The sequence below is a fragment of the Streptomyces sp. NPDC098789 genome, assembly GCF_044759975.1.
Taxonomy (GTDB): Bacteria; Actinomycetota; Actinomycetes; order Streptomycetales; family Streptomycetaceae; genus Streptomyces.
The window spans coordinates 75,743-99,097 of the sequence record NZ_JBIWAJ010000015.1 but is presented as its reverse complement, the minus strand read 5'-3'; the positions used below and the strand labels follow the sequence as shown (position 1 = coordinate 99,097).

The following is a 23,355-nucleotide window of genomic DNA, read 5'->3' as shown; positions in this document are numbered from 1 at the left end:
CATGGCAACGCTTGAAATCCACGACCTGCACGTCTCCGTCGAGGCCGAAAACGGCGCCCGCGAGATCCTCAAGGGCGTCGACCTCACCGTCAAGCAGGGTGAGACGCACGCCATCATGGGTCCGAACGGCTCCGGCAAGTCCACCCTCGCGTACTCGCTCGCCGGTCACCCGAAGTACACCATCACCGGTGGCACCGTGACCCTCGACGGCGAAGACGTCCTGGAGATGTCGGTCGACGAGCGCGCCCGCGCCGGCGTCTTCCTCGCCATGCAGTACCCGGTCGAGGTCCCCGGCGTCTCGGTCTCCAACTTCCTGCGCACCTCCGCCACGGCGATCCGCGGCGAGGCCCCCAAGCTGCGCACCTGGGTGAAGGAGGTCAAGTCCGCGATGGAGCAGCTCCAGATGGACCCGGCCTTCGCCGAGCGCAACGTCAACGAGGGCTTCTCCGGCGGTGAGAAGAAGCGCCACGAGATCCTCCAGCTGGAGCTCCTCAAGCCGAAGATCGCGATCCTCGACGAGACCGACTCCGGCCTCGACGTCGACGCGCTGCGCCAGGTCTCCGAGGGCGTCAACCGCGTCCGCGAGACCGGCGAGGTCGGCACCCTGCTGATCACGCACTACACGCGGATCCTCCGCTACATCAAGCCCGATTTCGTCCACGTCTTCTCCGAAGGCCGCATCGTCGAGTCCGGTGGCGCCGAACTCGCCGACAAGCTGGAGGCCGAGGGTTACGTGGCGTACAGCACGAAGGGTGGCGCTACCGCGTGACACAGCTGCCTGGCCTCCTCGACATCGAGGCGATCCGCAAGGACTTCCCCCTGCTGGATCGTGTGGTCCACGACGGGAAGAAGATCGTTTACCTGGACAACGCGGCGACCTCGCAGAAGCCGCGCCAGGTGCTCGACGCGCTGAACGAGTACTACGAGCAGCACAACGCCAACGTCCACCGCGGCGTGCACGTGCTCGCCGAGGAGGCCACGGCGCTGTACGAGGGCGCCCGCGACAAGGTCGCCGCCTTCATCAACGCGCCGAGCCGCGACGAGGTGATCTTCACGAAGAACGCCTCCGAGTCGCTCAACCTGGTCGCGAACATGCTCGGCTGGGCCGACGAGCCCTACCGGGTCGACCGCGAGACCGAGATCGCCATCACGGAGATGGAGCACCACTCCAACATCGTGCCGTGGCAGCTGCTCTCGCAGCGCACCGGCGCGAAGCTGAAGTGGTTCGGCCTCACCGACGACGGCCGTCTCGACCTGTCCAACATCGAAGAGGTCATCACGGAGAAGACGAAGATCGTCTCCTTCACGCTGGTCTCCAACATCATGGGCACGGTCAACCCGACCGAGGCGATCGTCCGGCGCGCGCAGGAGGTCGGCGCGCTGGTGCTGATCGACGCCTCGCAGGCCGCTCCGCACATGCCGCTCGACGTGCAGGCGCTCGGCGCCGACTTCGTGGCCTTCACCGGTCACAAGATGTGCGGCCCGACCGGCATCGGCGTCCTGTGGGGACGCCAGGAGCTGCTGGAGGACCTGCCCCCGTTCCTCGGTGGCGGCGAGATGATCGAGACCGTGTCGATGCACGCCTCGACCTACGCTCCCGCGCCGCACAAGTTCGAGGCGGGTACGCCCCCGATCGCCCAGGCCGTCGGCCTCGGCGCGGCCGTGGACTACCTGAGCGCGATCGGCATGGACAAGATCGCCGCGCACGAGCACGCGATCACCGAGTACGCGGTCAAGCGCCTGCTCGAAGTCCCCGACCTGCGGATCATCGGCCCCACCACGGCCGAGGACCGCGGCGCGGCCATCTCCTTCACGCTGGGCGACATCCACCCCCACGACGTCGGCCAGGTCCTGGACGAGCAGGGCATCGCGGTCCGCGTGGGACACCACTGCGCGCGCCCCGTCTGCCTGCGCTACGGAATTCCTGCGACCACCCGGGCGTCGTTCTACCTGTACTCCTCTCCGGCCGAGGTCGACGCGCTGATCGACGGGCTGGAGCACGTACGGAACTTCTTCGGATAGTGACGGACATGACGAAGGCGTTGGGGCAGCAGTGAAGCTGGATTCGATGTACCAGGAACTGATCCTGGACCACTACAAGCACCCGCACGGGCGTGGCCTGCGCGACGGCGACGCCGAGGTGCACCACGTCAACCCGACGTGCGGCGACGAGATCACGCTGCGCGTGAAGTACGACGGCGAGACGCTCACCGACGTCTCGTACGAGGGCCAGGGCTGCTCCATCAGCCAGGCCAGCGCGTCCGTGCTGAACGAGCTGCTCGTCGGCAAGGACCTCGCCGACGCGCGCCGGATCCAGGAGACCTTCCTGGAGCTGATGCAGTCGAAGGGCAAGATCGAGCCCGACGAGGCCATGGAAGAGGTGCTGGAGGACGCGGTCGCGTTCGCCGGCGTCGCCAAGTTTCCCGCGCGGGTCAAGTGTGCTCTGCTGAGCTGGATGGCGTGGAAGGACGCGACCGCCCAGGCTCTGGGCGACGCGGAGAGGAAGACGGCATGACCGAGAACGCGACGCCCGAGGCGTCGATCAAGCCGGCCAGCGAGGAAGAGGTCCGCGAGGCCCTCTACGACGTGGTCGACCCCGAGCTGGGCATCGACGTCGTCAACCTGGGCCTGATCTACGGCATCCACGTCGACGACGCGAACATCGCCACCCTCGACATGACGCTGACGTCCGCGGCCTGCCCGCTGACCGACGTGATCGAGGACCAGGCGAAGTCGGCGACGGAGGGCATCGTCAACGAGCTGCGCATCAACTGGGTGTGGATGCCGCCGTGGGGCCCGGACAAGATCACCGACGACGGCCGCGAGCAGCTGCGCGCGCTCGGCTTCAACGTCTGATCCCGTTCGACGGCTGATTCCAGATGTTCCCCACGGAACCCCCCGCACGCGAGTGCGGGGGGTTCCGTGCGTTCCGGGGGCCGCCGTCGGGCCGCCGTTGTTTTCCGGGGTCCGCTGTTATCCCGGCGGACGGATCGCGTGCACCGGGAGTTGGCCACGGTGGCCGAATCTTCTCGACGGCCGTCATGTCATGGCGGCGCCGCAGTCGAGAGGACCCCTTGTGACCGTCAGGCCGTCCAGCCCTTCACCGGCACGCCGTGTGGCCGCCGCGGGAGCCGCCGGGGCCGCGGCCCTGCTCGTCGCGGGGCTCACCGCGCCCGCTTTCGCGGCGCCGGCGCCCGCGCCGTCGGCGCAGGTGGCCGCCCCGACCATCACGCTCTCCGCCGGCTACCTGTCGGGAGCCGTCGGGGCCGTCGGCGACGCGGGCGTGACCGTGCGGGTGGCGCAGGCCGCCGCCACGGGCACCCCGCTGCGGGACGCCGCGCTCAAGGTCGAGGTGATCGCCTCCAGCAATCCGGCGGTCGCCGCGCCCGGCGACGTACGCATCGACCGGACCCGGGGCGGGCGCGAGCTGACCGTGCACCCGCGCGGGCGCGGCTACACCGAGCTGACCGTGCGGGTCACCGGCCGCAGTGGGAAGAGCGCCACCGCCACCCTCGGGTACGCCGCCTCCGCGCGGGTGAGCGGCGGGGCCGCGGGCACGCGCTACCTCACCGGCTCCTCGGACGCCTCGGCGGCCGTGGACGCGGGCGGCGGGTACGCGCTGGTGGCCGACGACGAGTCCAACGTGCTGCGGCTGTACGACCGTTCCCGCTCCGGTGCGCCGGTCAAGACCTGGGACCTCGGCGCCGCCCTCGGGGTGAAGAAGGAAGTCGACATCGAGGCCGCCGCCCGGGTCGGCGACACCGTCTACTGGACCGGTTCGCTCGGCAACAACAAGGACGGCAAGTACAAGGCGGAACGGAACACGGTCTTCACCACGAAGATCACCGGTTCCGGCGCCGCCACCGAGGTCACCTTCACCGCCGCCTACAAGGGGCTGCGCGAGGACCTCATCGCCTGGGACACGGCGAACGGCAACCGCTACGGCTTCGCCGCGGGCACCGCCGCCGGGCAGGTCCCCAAGCGGATCGACGGTTTCAACGTGGAGGGCCTGGAGTTCGCGCCGGGTTCCACGACCACGGCCTACCTGGGCTTCCGTGCGCCGCTGGCGCCGGCCGTGCGCGGCGGGAAGGCGCTGATCGTGCCCGTCACGAACATCGACCAGGTGGTGGCGAAGGGTGCCAAGGCCGTCTTCGGTCCGGGCATCGAGCTGGACCTGGGCGGGCTCGCGATCCGCGACATCCGCAAGAACGCGGCGAACCAGTACCTGATCCTGGCCGGCTCCTGGGCCGCCGACGACAACACCGACCCCTACGCCCTCTACTCCTGGGACGGGGTCGCCGGGCATGCTCCGAAGAAGCGCCTCGACCTGCCCACCACCGACCCCGGCGGCTGGGAAGCCGTGGTCGCCGTACCCGACCTGCGGGCGCCCGGCGCCCGCGTCCAGCTGATCACCGACAGCGGTTCCGCCGACCTGTACGGCGACGGCACCGAGGCCAAGGACCTCGGCCACCCCGAGTGGAAGAAGTCCCGGTCCGCATGGTTCACGCTCGATTCCGTCCGTGGGGGTACCCGATGAAGTCACTGAAGACGCAGAAGCCGATGCGGAAGCAGCTCGGCACGGCGGCGATCGCCGCGCTGATGCTGGCCGGCGTGATGAACATGCCGGCGCAGGCCGCCAGTTACGGCACGCCGACCATCTCGCTGTCCGCCGGCTACCTGTCCGGGGCCGTGGGCGGGGTCGGTGACCCGCTCGTTGACGTCACCGTCGCCCAGAGCGGGGCCGACGTCTCCGCGCTCACCGTGAGCGCCTCCGCGTCGAGCAAGTCCTCGGTGGCCGGGACCGGCGACGTGAGCGTCACCGGAGCCGGAGCGGTCCGCAAGCTCGCCGTCACCGCCCGCGGCCGCGGGTACACCAACCTCACCGTCAAGGTGACCGGCCTGGGCGGCAAGAGCGCGACCAAGACCCTGTCCTACGCCGCCTCGGCGGCCGTGCAGAACCCGGCCGACGCCCGCTACCTCACCGGGTCCGCGGACTCCTCGGCCGCCGTGGACGTCGGGGGCGGCTTCACCGTCGTCGCGGACGACGAGTCCAACGTGCTGCGCCTGTACGACCGTTCCGCGTCCGGCGCGCCCGTCAGGACCTGGGACTTCAGCTCGCAGCTCGGGGTCAGCAAGGAGGTGGACATCGAGGGCGCCACGCGCATCGGCAACACCATCTACTGGACCGGTTCGCTCGGCAACAACAAGGACGGCGAGTACAAGGCCCCCCGCAACACGGTGTTCACCACGACGCTGAGCGGCTCCGGGTCCACCACGCAGCTCGCCTACGGGCGTTCGTACAAGAAGCTCCGCGACGACCTGGTGGCCTGGGACAAGGCGAACGGGAACCGCTACGGCTTCGCGGCGGGCACCGCCGACGGCGAGGCGCCCAAGCAGATCGACGGTTTCAACGTGGAGGGCCTGGAGTTCGCGCCGGGATCCACGACCACGGCCTACCTGGGCTTCCGTGCGCCGCTGGCGCCGGCCGTGCCCGGCGGGAAGGCCCTGATCGTGCCCGTCACCAACTTCGACAAGGTGCTCGCGAGCGGCGCCAAGGCCGTCTTCGGTCCGGGCATCGAGCTGGACCTGGGCGGGCTCGCGATCCGCGACATCCGCAAGAACGCGGCGAACCAGTACCTGATCCTGGCCGGCTCCTGGGCCGCCGACGACAACACCGACCCCTACGCCCTCTACTCCTGGGACGGAGTGGCCGGGCACGCCCCGGTGAAGCGGACCGACCTGCCGACCAGTGACGCGGGCGGCTGGGAGGCCATCGTCGAGGTGCCGGACCTGAGCGTGCCGGGGGCCCGGGTGCAGCTGATCACCGACTGCGGGTCGGCGGACCTGTACGGGGACGGGACCGATGCCAAGGACCTGACCCACGCGGAATGGAAGAAGTCGCGCTCGGGGTGGTTCACGGTCGGCTAGTACGCGGCCGGTGCGTCGCCCGGCGCCGGCGAGCGGCCCGGACCTGCCCAGGAGGGCGGGTCCGGGCCGCTCTTCGTCCGCTACGCCCCGCTAGGGGGTGTCTGACGGATGTCCGTGGCGTCGCGGCGCCCGGCACGCACTCTCGCCGCACCGACCGAAAGCCCAAGTACGTCCAGTACATGGACTTCCGTTCGGCACGCCGAGAGCACGCACCGGACGCCGCTCCTTCACCACGCACATCCGTCAGACACCCCCTAGCCCGCCCGGCCCGCCGGGTGGAAGTTGAGGCGTTCGCGGACGACCGGGAAGCCGGCCTTGGTGAAGTTCGCGGCCATGGGGAAGTTGCCCTGGTCCGTGGCTCCGGTGACGAACTCCGCGCCCCGCTCCACCAGGAAGTGGGTGCACTCGGCGAGGAGGTCGTAGGCGTAGCCGCGCCCGCGCTGCTGCGGGAGGACCCCGATGAAGCCGACGGTCGGGCCGGAGGGGTTGTGGGCCGGGATGTGGATGCCGGCCAGTTCGCCCTCCGGGGTGTGCGCGAGCTGCCACCACTCCCGCGGGGAGGGGCACCAGTGGAAGAAGTCGAGTTCCTCCTGGGCGGCCCGGTCCAAGCCGCCCTCCGCGACGGCCCGTTGCGCGTGGGCGTCCAGGGTGGCGGAGTGGATGCGGCGCAACGCGTCGAAGAACACGGCGTCGTCGGGCTCGGCGCGGAAGCGCAGCCGTCCGGGCCGCTCGGGCAGACCCGATTCCGGGGTCCAGCGGTACAGGAAGCGTTCCACCAGGAGTGCGTACCCGGCGGCCCGCGCGGCGGCGAAGCGGGTCTCGGCGGCGGCGCGCTGGCGGGGTTCCTCCCGCCAGCCACCGGGCAGGTTGATCTCCAGTTCGACCTGCCGGGGAGCGGAGCGCAGGAGCGCGGCCCCGGCCTCCTCCTCGCCCTCGGCCACGTCGAACCAGTTGATGTTGACGGGCTCCGCGTCGTCGGGGCCGCCCCACCACGCGCCGCGTGCGACGACCGCGCCGTCGCGCAGGGCGACGCGCTTCCAGTCGGGGCGGAAGCTGGTGCGCCGATGGGCCTCGCCGGCGGCCAGGGGGTCGGGGAGTGCGTCGAAGAGATGGGCGTCGCTCGCGGAGAGCGTGCGGATGACCGGACCGGTCATGGATTCCTCCGGGAAAAGAGCTGTGCGGAGCGCTCCCGGTCAGAACGGACGAACCACGCCGGGACAGCGGAAGAGGGAGCGCTGGATGGGTGTGAACTGCACGGCACTCGCCTCCTTCCGTCGGTCTCAAGGCGTGGATGCACACGGTATGTGATCTTGCGCGGGTCCGTCCACGGGTTTTCGCCCGGGCTCACTGTGTACGGACGTACGCATCGATGTGTACCCTCGTACGCATGCCCTACGTACTGCTCGCCGCCGCCATCGCCGCCGAGGTGGCCGGGACCACCGCCATGAAGTACAGCGACGGCTTCACCCGGCTGTGGCCCTCGCTCGGGACCCTGCTCGGCTACGTCATCGCCTTCACCCTGCTGGCGCAGACGCTGAAGAGCATGTCGGTCGGGACGGCGTACGCGATATGGGCCGGGGTCGGCACCGCCGCCATCGCCGCGATCGGCATGGTCTTCATGGGCGAACCGGCGACGGCGGCGAAGATCGCCGGGATCGCGCTGGTCATCGGCGGGGTGGTCCTGCTGAACGTGGGCGGTGCGCACTGATGGCGGCGGGCGCGCGCCGCTACGACCCCGAGCGGCGGCAGCGGATCATCGACGCGGCGATCCGGGTCGTGGGCGACAAGGGGATCGCCGGGCTGACGCACCGCAGCGCGGCCGCGGCGGCGGACGTACCGCTCGGCTCGACGACCTACCACTTCAAGACCCTGGACGAGCTCCTGGTCGCGGCCCTGCGCCAGGCCAACGAGGGCTTCGCGCGGGCCCTCGCCGACAGCCCCGCCCTGGCCGATCCGACGGGCGACCTGGCGGGTGCGCTGGCCCGGGTGCTGGGGGAGGCCCTGGCCGCGGACCGGGGGCGGGTGGAGCTGGAGTACGAGCTCTACCTGGCCGCCCTGCGCCGACCCGCGCTGCGGCCGGTGGCCGCGCAGTGGGGCGAGGCGGTCGCCGGGATCCTCGCGCGGCGCACGGACCCGGTGACGGCGCGGGCGCTGGTGGCGGCCTTGGACGGGATCGGCCTCCAGGTGCTCCTGACGGGCTCCGACTACGACGAGGCGTACGCCCGCGAGGTCCTCGCCCGCGTCCTGCGCCCCAGCCGCTGACCCCGGCCCGCCGCGGTGCGCGCACTCCGGCGCGGTGTCAGGGAGCCGAGCGCACCGCCGCGAGGGCCGCCGAGACGCTCGCCTCGATGTCCGTGATCGGGTAGATCGCCTCGACCACCGTCCGGTCCCGGGCCACCACCAGGGTCAGCCGCTTCATCCGACTCACCCCCGCGGCCCGGAAGGTCGGCAGCCGCAGCGCCGCCACCAGGGAGAGCCCCGCGTCCGACAGCAGCGGGAAGCGCAGCCCCTCCGCCTCGGCGAACTCCCGCTGCTCGTCCGGTCGCTGGGTCGAGACCCCGTGCACCGTCGCCCCCGCCGCCGTGAACCGCGCCAGCTGGTCGCGGTAGGTGCACGATTCCAGCGTGCAGCCCTTCGCCCCCGGGATCCCGGCCCAGCCGGGCGGGTAGGACGCGGCGCGGGCGTAGGCCCCCGGGAAGCAGTACAGGACGGTGTACGGGCTGTCCGCGACCGGGTCGCGCGGCTCCCCGGCGGCGTCCTGCAGCAGTAGCTCCGGCACCCGCGTGCCCTTCAGCGCGTGCACCCGGGCCGCCTCCCGCGAAGCCTCTTCGGTGGTCGCCGTCGTCTCTCCCTCTCCCAGGATCCAGGCGTCCCCCCAGTCCTGGAGGGCCACCAGCACCGGCAGCAGCGCCCGCCCGCGCGGGGTGAGCCGGTACTCGTGCCGCACCGGACGTTGCTGGTACGGCTCGCGCGTCAGCACGTCCGCTTCGACGAGCAGCCGCAGTCGCTCGGTCAGCACCTTGCGGGACATGCCGAGCTCCCGCTGGAACGCGTCGAAGCGGGCGACGCCGCGCGCGGCGTCGCGCACGATCAGCAACGTCCACCAGTCGCCCACGACGTCGAGGGCCTGGGCGATGGCGCAGTCGGCGTCACCGAGTTGGGTGCGCTGGGCCATGGGAACTCCTTCGTCCGTTGACCCGAGGCTGTCATGCTGACATAGTCCATTCCCAAAAGGAACTAACTCGATGAGATCCGGGGGCGGACATGCTGCGGGGATTCAAGGACGTGCCGCGCGCGGTGTGGCTCCTGGCGGCGGGGGTGTTCGTCAACGCCGTCGTCAGCTTCACCTTCGTCTTCGTCTTCCTCTATCTGACCGGCCCGCGCGGACTCCCGGTCACCGGAGCCGGCCTGGCCACCGGACTCGGCGGCATCGGCCTGGTCGCCGGGAACTTCACCGGCGGCTGGTACGGCGACCGCTTCGGCCACCGCCGGGTGCTGCTGGCCGCCTCCGCCCTCGGCGGGATCGTCCTGATGACCTTTCCGCTGCTGCCCACCCCGCTGCTGTTCGGCGCCCTGCCGCTGGCCCAATACGCCTCCGGGGTGGTCCGCGCCGCCAACTCCGCGCTGGTCGCGGTGACCGTTCCCGAAGGCTCCCGCCGCCAGGCGTACGCCGTCGTGCGCAGCGCCTCCAACGGCGGCTTCGCCATCGGCCCGCCGCTCGGCGCCCTGGTGGCCACCGGGATCTCGTACGACTGGCTCTTCGTGGCCGACGGCCTCGGCACCCTCTTCTTCGCCCTGTGGACCGCCCGGGCCGTGCCGGCCCGCGGCGCCGCACGCTCCGCCGCGGCCCGGGACGGGGGTCCGGGCCGCGGCGGCCTCTGGTCCGAGCTGCGCGCGCGGCCCGCCGTGCTCCTGCTGCTCGGCGCGATCCTGGTCGTCGACCTCGTCTACCGGCAGCAGTACTCCGCCTTCCCCGTCTTCCTCGCCGACCACGGCTTCGACGCCCGCGTCTTCGGCTTCGCCGTCGCCCTCAACGGCGCCGTCGTCCTGCTGCTGGAGATGCCCGCCGCCGTCGCGCTGCGCGCCCGCCCGCCGCTGCGCGTCATCGGCGCCGGACTGCTCCTGGTGGGGGCGGGGTACGCGATGCTGATGCTGGGCGCCGGCATGGCCAGCGCGGTCGCCATGATGCTGCTGCTGAGCGTCGGCGAGATCCTGTACAAGACCACTGCCACCGCCTACGTCGCGGACCGGGCTCCCGAACACGCCGTGGGCCGCTTCCAGAGCCTGTACGCCGGCGTCTCGGTCAGTGGCGTGGTGCTCGGCCCGCCGCTGGGCGGAGCGCTGTACGACGCCGCGCCCGGCCTGCTGTGGCCGCTCTGCGCCCTGCTCGCGGGCGGCGCGGGGGCGGCCGTCCTGTACGCGTCCGCGCAGGGCGACCGGCCGCGCCGGCGCGCCGGGGCGGCGCACGCCGTGACCGGCACATGAGACGCGCGCCCCGACCGGCACATGAGACCGGTTCGCTCCGGCGGGCCGTCGCCGGTTAGGTTTCGGGCATGACTGCTACGCGTACCACCGGCGCCGTCGCCGCCGGCCTTGCCACCCTCACCGCCGACGGCACCGTCCTCGACACCTGGTTCCCCGCCCCCCAGCTGGTCGCCGAGCCCGGCCCGGCCGGCACCGAGCGCCTCACCGCCGAACAGGCCGTGGAGCTGCTGGGCGCCACCGCGCCCAAGGCGATCCGCCAGGACGCGGTCCGCGGCGTCGAGGTCGTAGCGGTCCGCACCGTGATCTCCTCCCTGGAGGACAAGCCGCTGGACGCGCACGACGCGTACCTGCGCCTGCACCTGCTGAGCCACCGCCTCGTCAAGCCGCACGGCCAGAACCTGGACGGCGTCTTCGGCCTGCTGACCAACGTCGCCTGGACCTCGCTCGGCCCGGTCGCCGTCGACCAGGTCGAGACCGTACGGCTGAACGCGCGCGCCGAGGGCCTGCACCTCCAGGTCACCTCGATCGACAAGTTCCCGCGGATGACGGACTACGTCGCCCCCAAGGGCGTGCGCATCGCCGACGCCGACCGCGTCCGCCTCGGCGCGCACCTCGCCGAGGGCACCACCGTCATGCACGAGGGCTTCGTCAACTTCAACGCCGGCACCCTCGGCACCTCCATGGTCGAGGGCCGCATCTCCGCGGGCGTCGTGGTCGGCGACGGCTCCGACATCGGCGGCGGCGCGTCCACGATGGGCACCCTGTCCGGCGGCGGCAAGCAGATCATCTCGATCGGCGAGCGCACCCTGGTCGGCGCCGAGGCGGGCGTCGGCATCGCGCTGGGCGACGAGTGCATCGTCGAGGCCGGTCTGTACGTGACCGCGGGCACCCGCGTGACCCTCCCGGACGGCCAGATCGTCAAGGCGCTGGAGCTCTCGGGCGCCAGCAACATCCTCTTCCGCCGCAACTCGGTCACCGGCGCCGTCGAGGCCCGCCCGAACAACGCGGTCTGGGGCGGCCTCAACGAGGTCCTGCACAGCCACAACTGACGTTGGTCCGCGGCCCCGGGGGGGCGGCCCCCCCGCGGCCCCCCCCCCCCGGGCGGGGGGGGGGGGGGGGGGGGGGGGGGGGGGGGGGGGGGGGGGGGGGGGGGGGGGGGGGGCCCACACCGGGGCCCGGACCCCCAACACCTGCGGTGGGCCCGCGCCCCGCCCCTCCCCCCGAAGCGGCCCCCGGAATTCCTTCCGGGGGCCGCTTCGGCGTCTGCGCGCTTCGGTGCGTGTCAGTGCAGCGGGATCGTGCGGACCAGGCCCGCGAAGGCCTGCTGTTCCGCCTCGGTCAGCTCGACGCGTTCCAGGGGGTGGGCACTGCAATCGCGCTGGGCCGGGATCACCGCGAGCCCCTCGAAGGCGCCTGGTTCCGGGTGGTGGAACCGGCTGTCGAACATCATGTGGCCGAGGCCGAGGATCCAGACGAAGGCGGCCACGAGCAGGACGGCGATGCCGATTTCCTGCGCGAGGGAGATGGAGGGGAACACGCGGTCCTCCAAGAGTGCGGGGTACAAGATCGGGCGTGGGGATACTCAACACGACAAATCGCGGATTGAGTAGGGGTGTGGCCAGTATCACGCCAGGGCCGAAAGTCCCGACCTGTGGGGTGGAGGGCCCGTCTCGACCGGCTCTCCGGGCCCGCGGAGCCTCCACCGGCGCCCGGAGCACGCGACAGGGGGCCCGGCCGGGACGGCGGCCGGGCCCCCTGCGGATCACGGGGTGTGCGTCAGCCGACGCGGGTCACCCGACGAGGGTCGTGCGACCCGGGTCGTGCGGCGCGCATCGCTCGGCGCGGGTCACGGGCGGAAGCGCAGCACCTGCGGGTCGTGGTCGCTGTTCTGCGCCGAGAACTCGGCGTTGATGTGCACGCTGTCGTAGGTGAAGCCCTTGACCGCCGGGCTGGTCAGGATCTGGTCCAGCACCTGGGCGTTGCCCTGGTAGACGTACGAGTAGCGCTCCGCCTTCGGCAGCGACTGGATCGCCGGGTACAGCGCCCCGCCGTCCGTCAGCCCGGCCGTGGTGCCCGAGAAGTCGAAGTCGTTGATGTCGCCGACCGCGAGGACCTTCGCGTCCTTCTGCGTGGCCAGCAGGCTCTTGACGAAGCCGTTCACGGCCTGCGCCTGGAGCAGCCGCTTGGCCTCCGAGGAGCGCACGGGGGGCTGGTGCACCGAGGTCAGGCCCTCGTCGCCGCCCTTCGAGGAGAAGTGGTTGGCGATCACGAAGACCGTCTTGCCCTGGAAGACGAACTCGCCCGCCAGCGGCTTGCGGCTGTCCGCCCACGCCGCGTTCGACGGGTCGATCCGGCCGGGGGAGTGGGTCAGGGCCGCCTGGCCCTTGTCGCCCGTGGTCACGGCGGTCGCGGTGACCGCGTCACCCGGGGCACGGTCGGTGAAGGAGACGCGCAGCGGGTTGAAGAGGAAGACCTGGCGGATGTTGCCGCCGGGCTCGCCGCCGTCCTTGTTGTTCTCCGGGTTGATCGTGCGCCACTGGTACGCCGGGCCGCCCGCGGCGGCGATGGCCGCGGTGAACTTCGTCAGCGTCTGCTCGGCGGAGACCGTGCCGTCGTTCTTGGCGCCGTTGTCGTCCTGGATCTCCTCCAGGGCGAGGACGTCGGGGGAGGCGAGGTTCTCGACGACGGCCTTCGCCAGGTTGTCGAACTTCGTCTGCGGGTCGGTCGGGTCGAGGTTCTCGACGTTGTACGTCGCCACCGCGAGCTCGCCCGCCGCCTGGGCCTTGGTCTTCTCGGGGGCGAGGGTGCCCGCCTTGACCGTGCCGAGGGTGCGGGCCACCAGGGTGTAGCCGCCGAACTGGTTGAAGTCCAGCGGGCCTTCGGTGGTCCCGGTCAGCTTGTCGCCGACGTTCGCCACGGGGAAGGGCTGGGTGGCGACGGGGGCGAGCTGCTGGACCTGGAGCCGGCCCGTGTTCTGGGACTCGTACGAACCGTAGAGCGTGCCGCCGCGCTTGAGGGTGTTCTCCCAGCCCTTCACGGTGACCCACAGCTCCGAGTACGGGTCGGTCGCGCCGACCACGCGGGAGGTGCCGATCTTGACGTTCATGCCCTCCAGCGACTCGTAGTAGTCCAGGGCGTAGCGCGAGGGGTCCAGGGTCAGCGCGTTGACGCTGCCCGCCGCGGCCGGGTCGCCCGCCGGGGCGTACTCGGCCGGGACCGAGTACTCGTTGATCGAGACGGCCGCGGGGAGCGCGTTGCCGGAGGAGAGCACGGTCACGACCGGCTTGGCGATCTGGGTGACCGACTGGTTGCCGGAGGACGCGCCACCGGGGATGTACTCGCCGACCGTGCCCGAGACCTTCACCGCGTCGCCGACGGCGACGGTCGGCGCGGAGCTGGTGAAGACGAAGACGCCCTCGCTCGTCGCGTCGTTGTCGTCCGCGTCGGGGTCCTGGATCCAGAAGCCGCGCGAGCCGTAGGTGCGGACGCCCGTCACGATTCCGGTGACATCGGCGACCGCCTTGCCGTTCAGCGGCGATATGCGGGTGGTGCCCTGGATGTCGTGGATGCGGACCGCGTCGGCGCTCGCGCCGCCTTCGGCGGCATCGGCGGACCCGGCGAGCAGACCGGTGGCCAGAGCGGTGGCCACGAGGGCCGCGACGGCGGCAGAACGGGGATGCGAGGAGCGCATGGGCAGGAACTCCGGTGTGTGGGTGGGTGGAGCGGAGCGGTCGCGCGATCCGTCCGGGGTCCCTGACGGGACGCCGAACATGTCTACGCACATATCTACGCGCGTCAATTTCGTTCCTGGCCAGCGACGTTGTCAAGGCCTCCAGGGAATACGGCAGCCGACTGTGGGATGAACCAAAGGCGATGCCCCCCGGAGAGCGGCCCCGATGCGTCTACGCTGGTGAGCGCTCTCACACAGTTCACGCGAGGAGAACCACCCCATGTCCGCTGAGGCGCACCCCACGTTGCCGCCGGTCCGGCTGCACTCCGAGGCCGAACTGGCGCGCGACGCCCTCGCCGCACCGCTGTTCGCCCGCGCCGTCCGCCTGGCCCGTTGGACCGCCCCCGGCACCCCCGTCGGCTCCGGCGGCGAACTCCTCGCCGACCGGCTGCCCGAGGCGGTGCGGCTGCTCGGCTTCGAGGGCGACGAGGACGGGGCGGCGTACGCGAGCGAGGCCTGGCGGGTGGCGGTGGACACCGGCCTCGTCGAGGTGACGGACATCGAAGACCTGGCCGAGGGGCGTGGCGAGGGCCCGGCCGACGACCGCGCCGACGACCGCGCCGACGACCGCGATGAGGACCGCGCCGAGGAGCGGGGTGAGGGCCCCGCCGAGGAGCCGGGCGATGGCCCCGCCGCAGAGCACGCCGAGCCGGACGCCGCGGATCTGGCCGACGACGACGGCGTCTTCGGGGTCGCCGGGCCGGGCGAGGACCTGGCCCTGGTGACCGGCGGCGCGCCCGGCGACGTACTGGACCTGTGGCTCGCCGCGCTCGACGCGGTGCTCGCGGACGCGGCCGTGCCCGACCTCGACGACCTCGTCGACGCCCTCGATTCCGGCGGCGAGATCGACTTCACCCGGCTCGACTGGAACCCGCAGCGCGAGGCCGACTTCCTCGACGGGGTGCTCGCCAACCTGTACCTGCTGACCGTCGCGGAGGGCGGCGCCACCGACACGCCCGTGCCGCTGCCCGTCCTGGCCGCTTCGATGGTCGTGCCCGACGGCATGGTCGAGCCCACGAACGAGGTGTTGGAGCAGGTCTCGGACGCGATGATGCGCCTGGACGACCAGTTCCGGCAGCTGGAGCCGATCGGGCTGGTCGACTTCCGCCCGGTCGACGAGGAGCTGATGGCCGAAGCGGACGACGAGGACCTGCTCCCCGCGTCCGACGACCTCGACGACGAGGACGTCTCCCGCTACGGCATGGTCCGGCTGACCCCGCTCGGCCTGTACGGCATCCGCGCCCGCATGCGGGAGGCGGGGGTCGAGGCGCCCGCCATCGGCGACCTGGCCGGCAAGGGCGCGGACGCGCTGCTCGACGCCGTCTCCGGCTACCCCGAGGGCGCCGCGCAGGCCGAGATCGAGCAGTGGATCGAGGGCCGCGAACTGACCGAGGCCGTCGGCGAACTGCTCGCCGCCGCGCGCGGCGGCGACCCCGGCGGGCCGCTGCGGCGGCTGCGCTGCCAGCAGGCCCTCGCCCCCGCCGGACCGGTCGCCGAACCGGTGATCAGGGCGGTCCTGGACGACGCCGAACTCGGCGGGCTCGCCCGGGTCTGGCTCGCCGAGCGCGGCGCGACCGACGTCCCCGCCCCTTCCGAGGCCATGGTCTTCTGGCTGACCGTCGACACGATCGCGGCGCAGCTCGCCGAAGGCGTCGAATCCGACGAACTCCCGTCATTGATGGCTAATCTGACGGCGCATCACACCGGCTTCTTCGACGCGGCGTGGCGGGTGGAGCACCCGTACACGGCGCAGGTGCTGGAGGCGATGGGGCGGCTCCACCCGGATCGCAAGTCGGCGAAGGAGGCCCGCAAGGCCGCCTTCAAGGCGCGCTCGCGGCAGCCCTCCGGGGCGTAACGCGCCGTTCCTGGTCGGGAGTCGGCCAATCGTCGGCGGGACAAGGGGACCACTCCTCTTGGCGGGGAAGTCAGCCGCCGTTCACATGGGGGCGGAATTCTGGCCCCGCCGACCGCACGATTCGAGCCCACTCCCGAGCCTGGAGACCCCATGCCGCTCAGCCGCAGAGACTTCACCGCCCGCACCGTCCTCGCCGGAGCGGGCGTCGCGCTCACCGGTACGGTCGGGGCCCTCGCCACCGCCCCGGGAGCCCTCGCCGCCGACGACACCGACCGCCAGGACGAGCGCGGCCGCCCGGGACGGCCCGGGTACGGCCCGCTCGTCCCGGACCCGGCCGGACTGCTGGCCCTGCCGGCCGGGTTCTCGTACCGCGTGATCACCCGCACCGGCGTGACGAAGCTGGACTCCGGGGAGAGCACCCCGTCCAACCACGACGGCACGGCCGCGTTCGAGGGCCACCGCGGGGTCACCCTGCTGGTCAACAACCACGAGCTGAAGGGCAAGCGGGCCGACTGGCCCCACCCCGTCCCGCTGACCGAGGGCCTCGTCTACGACCCCGCGGCGGCGGGCGGTTGCACGGTCGTCGAGGTCCGGCGCGGCGGCGAGGTCGCCGAATGGGTCGGCGTCGCCGGTACGTCGACCAACTGCGCGGGCGGGGCCACCCCCTGGGACACCTGGCTGACCTGCGAGGAGACCGAGGACCTGGCGGGCAAGAACGGGATGACCAAGGACCATGGCTACGTCTTCGAGGTCGACCCGCACGACCGCCGGGCCAACCGCGACCCGCGCCCGGTGAAGGCCTTCGGCCGCTACGCCCACGAGGCCGTGGTGATCGACCCGCGCAGCGGCCACGCCTACCTCACCGAGGACGCCTCGGGCCCCAACGGGCTGCTGTACCGCTGGACCCCGCCCAAGGGCTTCCGGCACGGGCGCGGCAAGCTGCGTACGCTCGCGGCCGACGCGGGCGTGCTGGCGGCGGCCAAGTGCTTCGACAAGGCCGGGCAGTTCGTGGACGACCTCTCGCGCGCCACCAAGGTCGGGACCGTGTACGGGGTGGACTGGGCGGAGGTCACCGATCGCGACGCGCGCACGCTCTCGGTGCGCAAGCAGTTCGCGACCGGCGCGGTGACCCGGGCGCGGAAGCTGGAGGGCATGTGGTGGGCCGACGGGGGGACGTACTTCGTCTCCTCCTACGCCCGCACGGAGAGCCCGGGCGCGGCGCACGACGGACAGGTGTGGTTCTACGACCCGAAGCGGCGCACGATGAAGCTCGTCGTGATCCTCGGTGTGAACGCCGACCCGGCGGCGGAGGGCGGCCTGGACGGCCCCGACAACATCACGGTCTCGCCGTACGGCGGCCTGATCATCGCGGAGGACGGCAGCGGCCTCCAGCACCTCTTCGGGGCGACGGAGGAGGGGCGCACCTACCCGCTGGCGCGCAACGAGCTGAACATCGGGACCGCGGCGGAGCCCGAGTACTCGGAGTTCACGGGCGTCTGCTTCTCCCCGGACGGGCGGACCCTCTTCGCCAACATCCAGGACCCGGGCATCATGCTGGCCGTCACCGGGCCGTGGCGGCGGGGGCGCTGACGCGGGGAGGCCGCCGGCGGGGGTCGGTCCGGGGCCGCTGTCGGCGGTGGGCTTCGGACGGGGCCGGTGCCGACGGTGGTGCCGGTGCCGGCGGTGGGCAGGGCGCCGTCGCCGGGACCGGGGGAGCGGCGGGTGACCTACAGGGCCGCGGAGCCGACTTCCGCGCGGCTTCCGGCGGCCCATTCGCCGAGGAGGAACTCATACGCCTCGGAGGGCCACTCGCTGTCCACCCCGGTCTCGACGAGGTGCCGTATCGCCTCGTTCGCCTCGGAGGCGGACGGGCGGGCGGGACCCGCGGTCGGGAGTGACTTGTACATGGGGTCAAGGCTACGGGCGGGCACTGACAACAACCTCCGGATTAAGGAGAGCCCGGGGTGGCATGGGTCACCCCGGGCTCCGCGCGCGGAGCGGTCAGTCCCCGCCCACCTGCGTCAGAGCGCCTGAGCGGCGGGCTTGACCATGCCGCGCACTGTGCGGGACTTCACAAACTCTCCGATGGCCGTCATCTCCCACTCGCCGGAGAACTGCTTGATCAGCTTGGCCATCATCACGCCGGTCTGCGGCTCGGCACCGGTGAGGTCGAAGCGGACGAGCTCCTCGCCGCTGGCCGCGTCGATGAGCCGGCAGTAGGCCTTGGCGACCTCGCTGAACTTCTGGCCCGAGAAGGAATTGACGGTGAAGACGAGACCGGTGGCCTCGGCGGGGATGCGGCCGAGGTCCACGACGATGACCTCGTCGTCCCCGGCGCCCTCACCGGTCAGGTTGTCGCCGGAGTGCTTGATGGCGCCGCCCAGGATCGAGAGCTTGCCGAAGTAGCAGCTGTCGATGTGGTTGCGCTGCGGGCCGTACGCGATGACCGAGGCGTCGAGGTCGATGTCCCGGCCGCCGTACGCGGGCTCCCAGCCGAGGCCCATCTTGACCTGGGAGAGCAGCGGGCGACCGCCCTTGACCAGGGAGACGGTCTGGTTCTTCTGGAGGCTGACCCGGCCCTTGTCGAGGTTGACCTTCCCGGCGCCCGGGGCGGGCGCGGCGGGCTGGGCCACGGGCGGGGCGACGGGCGGCGCGGGCGGCGCCGGGGGGAAGGCGGCCGCGGGGACGGGAGCGGGAGCCGGGGCGGCGGGCTCCTCGTCCACGGAGACGCCGAAGTCGGTGGCGATTCCGGCGAGCCCGTTGGCGTAGCCCTGGCCTACGGCGCGGACCTTCCACACGCCGCCCCGCAGGTAGACCTCGACGACGACGAGCGCGGTCTCGGTGCCCAGCTGCGGCGGGGTGAAGCTGGCGATCACCGCGCCGCCGTCGGCGTTGCGCACGGTGGCGGTGGGCTCGACGCCCTGGAAGCTCTGCCCGGCGGCGTCGGGGCTGGCCGTCACCACGATGCGCTCGATGCCGGGCGGGACCGCGGAGGTGTCCACGGTGATCGAGTCCGGCGCCGAACCGCCGCCGGACCGGTAGCTGACACCGGGGGCGGCGGGCTGGTTGTAGAAGATGAAGTCGGCGTCGGAGCGCACCTTGCCGTCCGCGGCGAGCAGGAGCCCGGATACGTCCAGCCGTACCGGAGCAGCCACATCCACCGTCACGCGGACGGCATTGAGCGGCAGGTTCGAACCAGGGGTCATAGCGGTCATGCCCGGAGAACGACCGAAGGCCCTTTGCCGTTCCCTTACCCGCGGGTCCCTTCCCCGAACGGCTGCCGGAGCCGCTGTCCGGCAGCTGCCTTGCTGCTGTCCGGCTGCTGTGCGGCAGCTGTCCGGCTGGCGGAGGGGGTGCCTACCGGCGGTTGCGGGGGTGGTTCTTCGCCATCCGCTCGTTGCCGAACTTGTACGCGCCGGTCCAGCGGGCCATGACCAGCTGGGCGTCCCCCGACTCCACCTCGGCCAGGAACTTCTCCGCCCGGGACCCGCGCAGCGTGCTCGCCTCGCGGCCCTGATGGGTGATGACGACCGTGCCGTCGTGGTGCTGCGCGTACGTGAATCCGTGGGGTCTCGGCATGGCGGCAGCCTGCCCCGCGGGGGGCGGGGCGGGCAACCGCATTTGGCCGGGGCGGCCGGGGGCCGTCCGGCGGTACCGGGCCCCGTCAGGCCGTGGGGGCGCCCGTCACCAGGCGGGGCAGTCCTAGCGGGTTGGCCTCGCGCAGCTCCGGCGGGAGCAAGGGGTCCGGCACCGACTGGTAGGCCACCGGGCGCAGCCACCGCTCGATCGCGGTCCCGCCGACGGAGGTGGAGTGCGAGGTCGCGGCCGGGTACGGGCCGCCGTGGTGCTGGGCCGGCGCCACCGCGACCCCGGTCGGCCAGGCGTTCACCACGACCCGCCCGGCCAGCCGCGTGACCTGCCCGATCAGCTGCTCAGCGGGGGCGGGCGTGGCGTTGTCGCCGGCGCACTCCGCGGCCGACAGCTGGAGGGTGGCCGTGAGGTTGCCGGGGAGCAGGGCCAGTACGGCGGACGCCTCGCCCTGATCGGCGTACCGCACGACGACGGTGACCGGGCCGAAGCACTCCTCCAGCAGCGTCCCGTACGCCCGCGGATCGGCCAGCAGACCGCGCGCGGCGAGGGTCAGGTAGCCCGCGCCGACCGTGTGCTCGCCGCCGGCGCCGGGCGTGACCGGTGCGACGACCCCGGGCAGCGCCGCCCGCTCGCCGACCCCGGCGACGAAGCCGTCCCGCATCCGGTGGTCGAGCAGGACCCCCGGCTCGGTCTCCCCGAGCGCCTTGGTGAGCGCACCGGTGAGCCGGTCGCCGTCCGCTCCTTCGGGTACGAGCACCAGCCCGGGCTTGACGCAGAACTGGCCGACGCCGAGCGTCACCGAGCCCGCGAGACCGGCGCCGATCTCCTCGGCGCGCTCGGCGGCCGCCGCGGGCGTGACCACGACGGGGTTGAGGGAGCCGAGTTCGCCGTGGAAGGGGATGGGGACCGGGCGGGCGGCGGCCGCGTCGAACAGGGCCCGGCCGCCACGGATGGACCCGGTGAACCCGGCAGCCGCGACGAGCGGGTGACGGATCAGCTCCAGGCCCGCGTCGAAACCGTGCACGACGGACACGACGTCCGCCGGCAGCCCGCTGTCCTCGGCGGCGCGGCGCAGCAGCGAGGCGCACAGCTCGGAGGTGGCCGGGTGGTCGGGGTGGATCTTGACCACGACGGGGCAGCCCGCGCCGAGCGCGCTGGCGGTGTCGCCGCCCGGGACGGAGAAGGCGAGCGGGAAGTTGGAGGCGGCATAGACCGCGACGACGCCCAGCGGCACCTTGTAGCGGCGCAGATCGGGGCGGGGCGGGGCGAGCGCGGGGTCGGCGCGGTCGATCCGGACGTCGAGGTACGCGCCGTCCTCGACGGCGTCGGCGACCGCCCGCAGCTGGTACGTCGTGCGGGCCAGCTCGCCGGTGAGGCGGCCGGGGCCGAGCGCCGTCTCGGCGTCGGCCGCCTCGACGACGTGCGCGGCGGAAGCGTCCAGCAGGTCGGCGGCGGCGCGCAGGAAGACGATGCGGGCGGCGCGGTCGGCGAGTGCGCCGCGGGCGGCGTCCGCCGCCCGTACGGCCCGGTCCACCTCGCTCGGGGTGGCCTCGACCGCGACCTGCTCGCGCTGCTTCCCGGTACGGGGGTCCACACTCCAGACTGGTGTTCCTGCCATGACGCAATGCCTCCTGGGCTGGAGAGGGATCGTTCAGTATTCTGAACGCCGTTCCGGTGGATGAATGATCACATCCGCTGTGGACTCTATTTCCGTGTCTTCGGGGTTGACAAGGCAGAGGGGCGATAACGCGCATGACGACAGCCGAGTCGGGGGTCGAGGCGCCGGGTGCACCGGGTGCGTTGGGTGCGTTGGGCGAGCCGGGTGCACCGGGTGCGCCAGGTGCTCCAGGTGCTCCGGTGAAGTCCGCGGTGCGGACGGTGCAGTTGCTGGAGCACTTCGCGGCGCGGCCCGGGCTGCACAGCCTGGCGGACATCCAGCACGACCTCGCACTGCCCAAGTCCAGCCTGTACATGCTGCTGCGCACGCTGGTGGGCATGGGGTGGGTGGAGACGGACGCCCAGGGGACCCGGTACGGGATCGGCGTACGGGCGCTGCTGGTCGGCAGTTCGTACATCGACGGGGACGAGGTGGTCGCGGCCGCCCGGCCGGCCCTGGACCGGCTCTCGGACGGGACCACCGAGACCATCCACCTGGCCCGGCTCGACGAGACGAGCGTGGTCTACCTCGCCACCCGGCAGTCCCAGCACTACCTGCGGCCCTTCACCCGGGTCGGTCGGCGGCTGCCCGTGCACTCGACCGCGCTCGGCAAGGCGCTGCTGGCCACGCACACGGACGAGGAGGTGCGGCTGCTGCTGCCGGAGCGGTTGCAGGCCGTCACGCAGCACACGATCACGGACCGGGAGGTGCTGATCGAGGAGCTGGCGCTGGTGCGCGAGCAGGGGTACGCGGTGGACCGGGAGGAGAACACGCTGGGGCTGTGCTGCTTCGGGGTGGCCGTGCCGTACCGCACTCCGGCGCGGGACGCGGTGAGCTGCTCGGTGCCGTTGGCACGACTGACGCCGGGGCACGAACGGGCGATCAAGGCGGCGCTGTTCGAGGCGCGGGACCGGTTGACGGTCGTGACGCGCCGGATGTGATCCGTCTCCCCCGGGCGGGGGAGACGGATCACCTTCGCGGGGGAGGTGGCGGGGCGGCCGGGACGGGACCGTTGAGCCATGAACACGAGAGCCGTGCAAGCGAGAAGCGTGGACGCGAGTGCCGTGGACGCGAGGGCTGTGGACACGGGCGCCGCCCCCGCGTTGGGGACCGTCCGAAGGGTCCTGCGGGTGGCGGCCCTTGTCGCCACCGTGCCGTACATGGTGCTCAAAGCCGCCTGGCTGGGTGGGAGCAGGATCGGGATACCGGAAGGGAGCGTGCTGCTGGATCCCGGGCCCTTCTTCGTCGTGGCCAACTCCGTCACGGTGGCGATGGACGCGTGCGTCATCGTGCTCGCGCTCGTGCTCACCCGGCCCTGGGGGCTGCGGGTGCCGGGCTGGTTGTTGATCGTCCCCGCCTTCGTCGCCACCGGGTTGCTGACGCCCATCCTCACCGGGTACCCGGGGCAGTTGCTCATACGGGCGCTGGGGGTGGAGACGGACACGGCCGCGGCCCGGGCCGTCCGCAAGCCCTTCCTCGAACCGTGGGTGTTCGACCTCGTCTACGGCGGCTTCATCGTTCAAGGACTCGCCCTCGCCGGATTGTTCGTGCCCTACGCGCGCCAGCGCTGGGGACACCGGTGGCAGGGCGTGCCGGGTCAGCGGCTCCCGTCGCACACGGGGGTGGTGGCGGGAGCCGCGGCGGTGGCCGGCCTGGTGGTGGGCGCGGCGTATCTGTACTGGGGGTTCGGGGGCTCGGCCGGACTGTCCGCGCTCCAGCGGGCCGAGCGCACCGCGGACTGGACCGTGGTGTCGGTGATCCACGCGGCGTGCGCGTTCGGTGCCGGTCTGGGGGCGGTGTCGCTGGCGCGGGGCCGGAGCTGGGGCCGGGGCGCGATGGTGTGGCCGCTGGCCGTCGCGTGGACCGGGTCGGCGGCGGCGCTCAGCTGGGGGGCGTGGCTCGTGATCGCCGCGCTGGGAGGGGAGTTCGAGGGTGCGGGGGCCACGAGCAGCAACTGGCTCACCTACGCTGGCCAGATGATCACCGGGCTGCTCGGGGTCGCCGTCATCACGCGGTTCCTCATGGCGCACCGTATAGCCGACTTCATGGCGCATCGCATGGCGCGCCGCACGGCGCGCCGAGCGGACCGGCCGATGTGAGGCCGACCGG

22 protein-coding genes are annotated in these 23,355 nt (G+C 72.5%); 14 read left to right on the top strand and 8 right to left on the bottom strand.

Features of this window, described 5'->3' with window-relative positions:
- Position 1 precedes the first annotated feature (1 nt).
- The 6 genes from sufC to ACIQWR_RS27530 all read left to right on the top strand — a co-directional run bounded on the left by sufC (position 2) and on the right by ACIQWR_RS27530 (position 5,928).
- Positions 2 to 769 carry a Fe-S cluster assembly ATPase SufC gene (sufC, locus tag ACIQWR_RS27555; RefSeq protein WP_404014748.1) on the top strand — a complete coding sequence of 256 codons (768 nt, stop codon included), beginning with the start codon at positions 2 to 4 and terminating at the stop codon, positions 767 to 769.
- A complete protein-coding gene (locus ACIQWR_RS27550; RefSeq protein WP_053681641.1) occupies positions 766 to 2,022 on the top strand; it encodes a cysteine desulfurase in 1,257 nt (418 codons plus the stop codon). The genes sufC and ACIQWR_RS27550 overlap by 4 nt, the downstream gene beginning before the upstream one ends.
- A gap of 31 nt (positions 2,023 to 2,053) precedes the next feature.
- Positions 2,054 to 2,515, top strand: coding sequence for a Fe-S cluster assembly sulfur transfer protein SufU (gene sufU, locus ACIQWR_RS27545; protein WP_053681643.1), 462 nt, complete (start codon positions 2,054 to 2,056; stop codon positions 2,513 to 2,515).
- Positions 2,512 to 2,856, top strand: coding sequence for a metal-sulfur cluster assembly factor (locus tag ACIQWR_RS27540; RefSeq protein ID WP_053681645.1), 345 nt, complete (start codon positions 2,512 to 2,514; stop codon positions 2,854 to 2,856). Before sufU ends, ACIQWR_RS27540 begins: the two co-directional genes overlap by 4 nt.
- A gap of 259 nt (positions 2,857 to 3,115) precedes the next feature.
- Positions 3,116 to 4,537: a DUF3616 domain-containing protein gene (locus ACIQWR_RS27535; protein ID WP_404014743.1), complete on the top strand. Its 1,422-nt coding sequence runs from the start codon at positions 3,116 to 3,118 to the stop codon at positions 4,535 to 4,537.
- 62 nt (positions 4,538 to 4,599) lie between these two features.
- Positions 4,600 to 5,928 (top strand): hypothetical protein, encoded by a 1,329-nt coding sequence (locus ACIQWR_RS27530; protein WP_404015050.1) that lies wholly within the window; start codon positions 4,600 to 4,602, stop codon positions 5,926 to 5,928.
- Between the two features lie 254 nt (positions 5,929 to 6,182).
- Here ACIQWR_RS27530 and ACIQWR_RS27525 read toward each other — a convergent pair whose 3' ends face one another.
- The gene (locus ACIQWR_RS27525) at positions 6,183 to 7,082 is read right to left on the bottom strand and encodes a GNAT family N-acetyltransferase (protein ID WP_404014740.1); all 900 of its coding nucleotides are present in this window, start codon (positions 7,080 to 7,082) and stop codon (positions 6,183 to 6,185) included.
- Between the two features lie 233 nt (positions 7,083 to 7,315).
- Here ACIQWR_RS27525 and ACIQWR_RS27520 point away from each other — a divergent pair, with 233 nt between their 5' ends.
- Complete coding sequence (locus tag ACIQWR_RS27520) at positions 7,316 to 7,636, top strand: DMT family transporter (RefSeq protein ID WP_399259162.1); 321 nt, start codon at positions 7,316 to 7,318, stop codon at positions 7,634 to 7,636.
- Positions 7,636 to 8,190, top strand: a complete 555-nt coding sequence (locus ACIQWR_RS27515; RefSeq protein ID WP_404014737.1) for a TetR/AcrR family transcriptional regulator — start codon at positions 7,636 to 7,638, stop codon at positions 8,188 to 8,190. The genes ACIQWR_RS27520 and ACIQWR_RS27515 overlap by 1 nt, the downstream gene beginning before the upstream one ends.
- Before the next feature lie 37 nt (positions 8,191 to 8,227).
- Here the strand turns inward: ACIQWR_RS27515 and ACIQWR_RS27510 are convergent, their stop codons facing one another.
- Positions 8,228 to 9,103, bottom strand: a complete 876-nt coding sequence (locus tag ACIQWR_RS27510) for a winged helix-turn-helix transcriptional regulator (RefSeq protein WP_404014734.1) — start codon at positions 9,101 to 9,103, stop codon at positions 8,228 to 8,230.
- Between the two features lie 89 nt (positions 9,104 to 9,192).
- Between ACIQWR_RS27510 and ACIQWR_RS27505 the strand changes: the two genes are divergently transcribed.
- Together ACIQWR_RS27505 and dapD are read left to right on the top strand one after the other, a co-directional pair.
- Positions 9,193 to 10,413, top strand: coding sequence for an MFS transporter (locus ACIQWR_RS27505; RefSeq protein ID WP_404014731.1), 1,221 nt, complete (start codon positions 9,193 to 9,195; stop codon positions 10,411 to 10,413).
- Between the two features lie 68 nt (positions 10,414 to 10,481).
- Complete coding sequence (gene dapD / locus ACIQWR_RS27500) at positions 10,482 to 11,462, top strand: 2,3,4,5-tetrahydropyridine-2,6-dicarboxylate N-succinyltransferase (RefSeq protein WP_385776620.1); 981 nt, start codon at positions 10,482 to 10,484, stop codon at positions 11,460 to 11,462.
- Between the two features lie 233 nt (positions 11,463 to 11,695).
- On the opposite strand, the gene ACIQWR_RS27495 is transcribed toward dapD, so the two are convergent.
- A complete protein-coding gene (locus tag ACIQWR_RS27495; RefSeq protein WP_399259157.1) occupies positions 11,696 to 11,950 on the bottom strand; it encodes a hypothetical protein in 255 nt (84 codons plus the stop codon).
- Between the two features lie 309 nt (positions 11,951 to 12,259).
- Complete coding sequence (locus tag ACIQWR_RS27490) at positions 12,260 to 14,104, bottom strand: endonuclease/exonuclease/phosphatase family protein (RefSeq protein ID WP_404014727.1); 1,845 nt, start codon at positions 14,102 to 14,104, stop codon at positions 12,260 to 12,262.
- A gap of 259 nt (positions 14,105 to 14,363) precedes the next feature.
- Here ACIQWR_RS27490 and ACIQWR_RS27485 point away from each other — a divergent pair, with 259 nt between their 5' ends.
- Together ACIQWR_RS27485 and ACIQWR_RS27480 are read left to right on the top strand one after the other, a co-directional pair.
- Positions 14,364 to 15,998, top strand: a complete 1,635-nt coding sequence (locus tag ACIQWR_RS27485) for a hypothetical protein (protein ID WP_404014725.1) — start codon at positions 14,364 to 14,366, stop codon at positions 15,996 to 15,998.
- Between the two features lie 150 nt (positions 15,999 to 16,148).
- Positions 16,149 to 17,588: an alkaline phosphatase PhoX gene (locus ACIQWR_RS27480; RefSeq protein WP_404014723.1), complete on the top strand. Its 1,440-nt coding sequence runs from the start codon at positions 16,149 to 16,151 to the stop codon at positions 17,586 to 17,588.
- A 137-nt stretch (positions 17,589 to 17,725) separates the two neighbouring features.
- Here the strand turns inward: ACIQWR_RS27480 and ACIQWR_RS27475 are convergent, their stop codons facing one another.
- The 4 genes from ACIQWR_RS27475 to ACIQWR_RS27460 form a co-directional block, all read right to left on the bottom strand.
- On the bottom strand, positions 17,726 to 17,905 hold the full coding sequence (locus tag ACIQWR_RS27475; RefSeq protein ID WP_404014721.1) for a hypothetical protein: 180 nt from the start codon (positions 17,903 to 17,905) through the stop codon (positions 17,726 to 17,728).
- A 114-nt stretch (positions 17,906 to 18,019) separates the two neighbouring features.
- Positions 18,020 to 19,204 carry a TerD family protein gene (locus tag ACIQWR_RS27470; protein WP_404015048.1) on the bottom strand — a complete coding sequence of 395 codons (1,185 nt, stop codon included), beginning with the start codon at positions 19,202 to 19,204 and terminating at the stop codon, positions 18,020 to 18,022.
- Between the two features lie 151 nt (positions 19,205 to 19,355).
- Positions 19,356 to 19,577 (bottom strand): hypothetical protein, encoded by a 222-nt coding sequence (locus tag ACIQWR_RS27465; protein ID WP_399259153.1) that lies wholly within the window; start codon positions 19,575 to 19,577, stop codon positions 19,356 to 19,358.
- Between the two features lie 85 nt (positions 19,578 to 19,662).
- Positions 19,663 to 21,207 carry an aldehyde dehydrogenase (NADP(+)) gene (locus ACIQWR_RS27460; RefSeq protein WP_404014719.1) on the bottom strand — a complete coding sequence of 515 codons (1,545 nt, stop codon included), beginning with the start codon at positions 21,205 to 21,207 and terminating at the stop codon, positions 19,663 to 19,665.
- A 134-nt stretch (positions 21,208 to 21,341) separates the two neighbouring features.
- On the opposite strand from ACIQWR_RS27460, the gene ACIQWR_RS27455 reads away from it, so the two are divergent.
- Positions 21,342 to 22,187 (top strand): IclR family transcriptional regulator, encoded by an 846-nt coding sequence (locus ACIQWR_RS27455; protein ID WP_404014716.1) that lies wholly within the window; start codon positions 21,342 to 21,344, stop codon positions 22,185 to 22,187.
- Positions 22,188 to 22,376: 189 nt separating this feature from the next.
- The gene (locus tag ACIQWR_RS27450) at positions 22,377 to 23,345 is read left to right on the top strand and encodes a hypothetical protein (protein ID WP_404014714.1); all 969 of its coding nucleotides are present in this window, start codon (positions 22,377 to 22,379) and stop codon (positions 23,343 to 23,345) included.
- Positions 23,346 to 23,355: the final 10 nt, after the last annotated feature.

What these genes read in the sequence shown, in the direction of transcription:
- ACIQWR_RS27460 (WP_404014719.1), bottom strand. Translation starts at nt 21,207, where the DNA reads ATGGCAGGAACACCAGTCTGGAGTGTGGACCCCCGTACCGGGAAGCAG.
- ACIQWR_RS27465 (WP_399259153.1), bottom strand. Translation starts at nt 19,577, where the DNA reads ATGCCGAGACCCCACGGATTCACGTACGCGCAGCACCACGACGGCACG.
- ACIQWR_RS27525 (WP_404014740.1), bottom strand. Translation starts at nt 7,082, where the DNA reads ATGACCGGTCCGGTCATCCGCACGCTCTCCGCGAGCGACGCCCATCTC.
- ACIQWR_RS27490 (WP_404014727.1), bottom strand. Translation starts at nt 14,104, where the DNA reads ATGCGCTCCTCGCATCCCCGTTCTGCCGCCGTCGCGGCCCTCGTGGCC.
- ACIQWR_RS27520 (WP_399259162.1), top strand. Translation starts at nt 7,316, where the DNA reads ATGCCCTACGTACTGCTCGCCGCCGCCATCGCCGCCGAGGTGGCCGGG.
- ACIQWR_RS27455 (WP_404014716.1), top strand. Translation starts at nt 21,342, where the DNA reads ATGACGACAGCCGAGTCGGGGGTCGAGGCGCCGGGTGCACCGGGTGCG.
- ACIQWR_RS27475 (WP_404014721.1), bottom strand. Translation starts at nt 17,905, where the DNA reads ATGTACAAGTCACTCCCGACCGCGGGTCCCGCCCGCCCGTCCGCCTCC.
- ACIQWR_RS27510 (WP_404014734.1), bottom strand. Translation starts at nt 9,103, where the DNA reads ATGGCCCAGCGCACCCAACTCGGTGACGCCGACTGCGCCATCGCCCAG.
- dapD (WP_385776620.1), top strand. Translation starts at nt 10,482, where the DNA reads ATGACTGCTACGCGTACCACCGGCGCCGTCGCCGCCGGCCTTGCCACC.
- ACIQWR_RS27515 (WP_404014737.1), top strand. Translation starts at nt 7,636, where the DNA reads ATGGCGGCGGGCGCGCGCCGCTACGACCCCGAGCGGCGGCAGCGGATC.
- ACIQWR_RS27530 (WP_404015050.1), top strand. Translation starts at nt 4,600, where the DNA reads ATGCTGGCCGGCGTGATGAACATGCCGGCGCAGGCCGCCAGTTACGGC.
- ACIQWR_RS27485 (WP_404014725.1), top strand. Translation starts at nt 14,364, where the DNA reads ATGTCCGCTGAGGCGCACCCCACGTTGCCGCCGGTCCGGCTGCACTCC.
- ACIQWR_RS27540 (WP_053681645.1), top strand. Translation starts at nt 2,512, where the DNA reads ATGACCGAGAACGCGACGCCCGAGGCGTCGATCAAGCCGGCCAGCGAG.
- ACIQWR_RS27470 (WP_404015048.1), bottom strand. Translation starts at nt 19,204, where the DNA reads ATGACCCCTGGTTCGAACCTGCCGCTCAATGCCGTCCGCGTGACGGTG.
- ACIQWR_RS27480 (WP_404014723.1), top strand. Translation starts at nt 16,149, where the DNA reads ATGCCGCTCAGCCGCAGAGACTTCACCGCCCGCACCGTCCTCGCCGGA.
- ACIQWR_RS27505 (WP_404014731.1), top strand. Translation starts at nt 9,193, where the DNA reads ATGCTGCGGGGATTCAAGGACGTGCCGCGCGCGGTGTGGCTCCTGGCG.
- sufC (WP_404014748.1), top strand. Translation starts at nt 2, where the DNA reads ATGGCAACGCTTGAAATCCACGACCTGCACGTCTCCGTCGAGGCCGAA.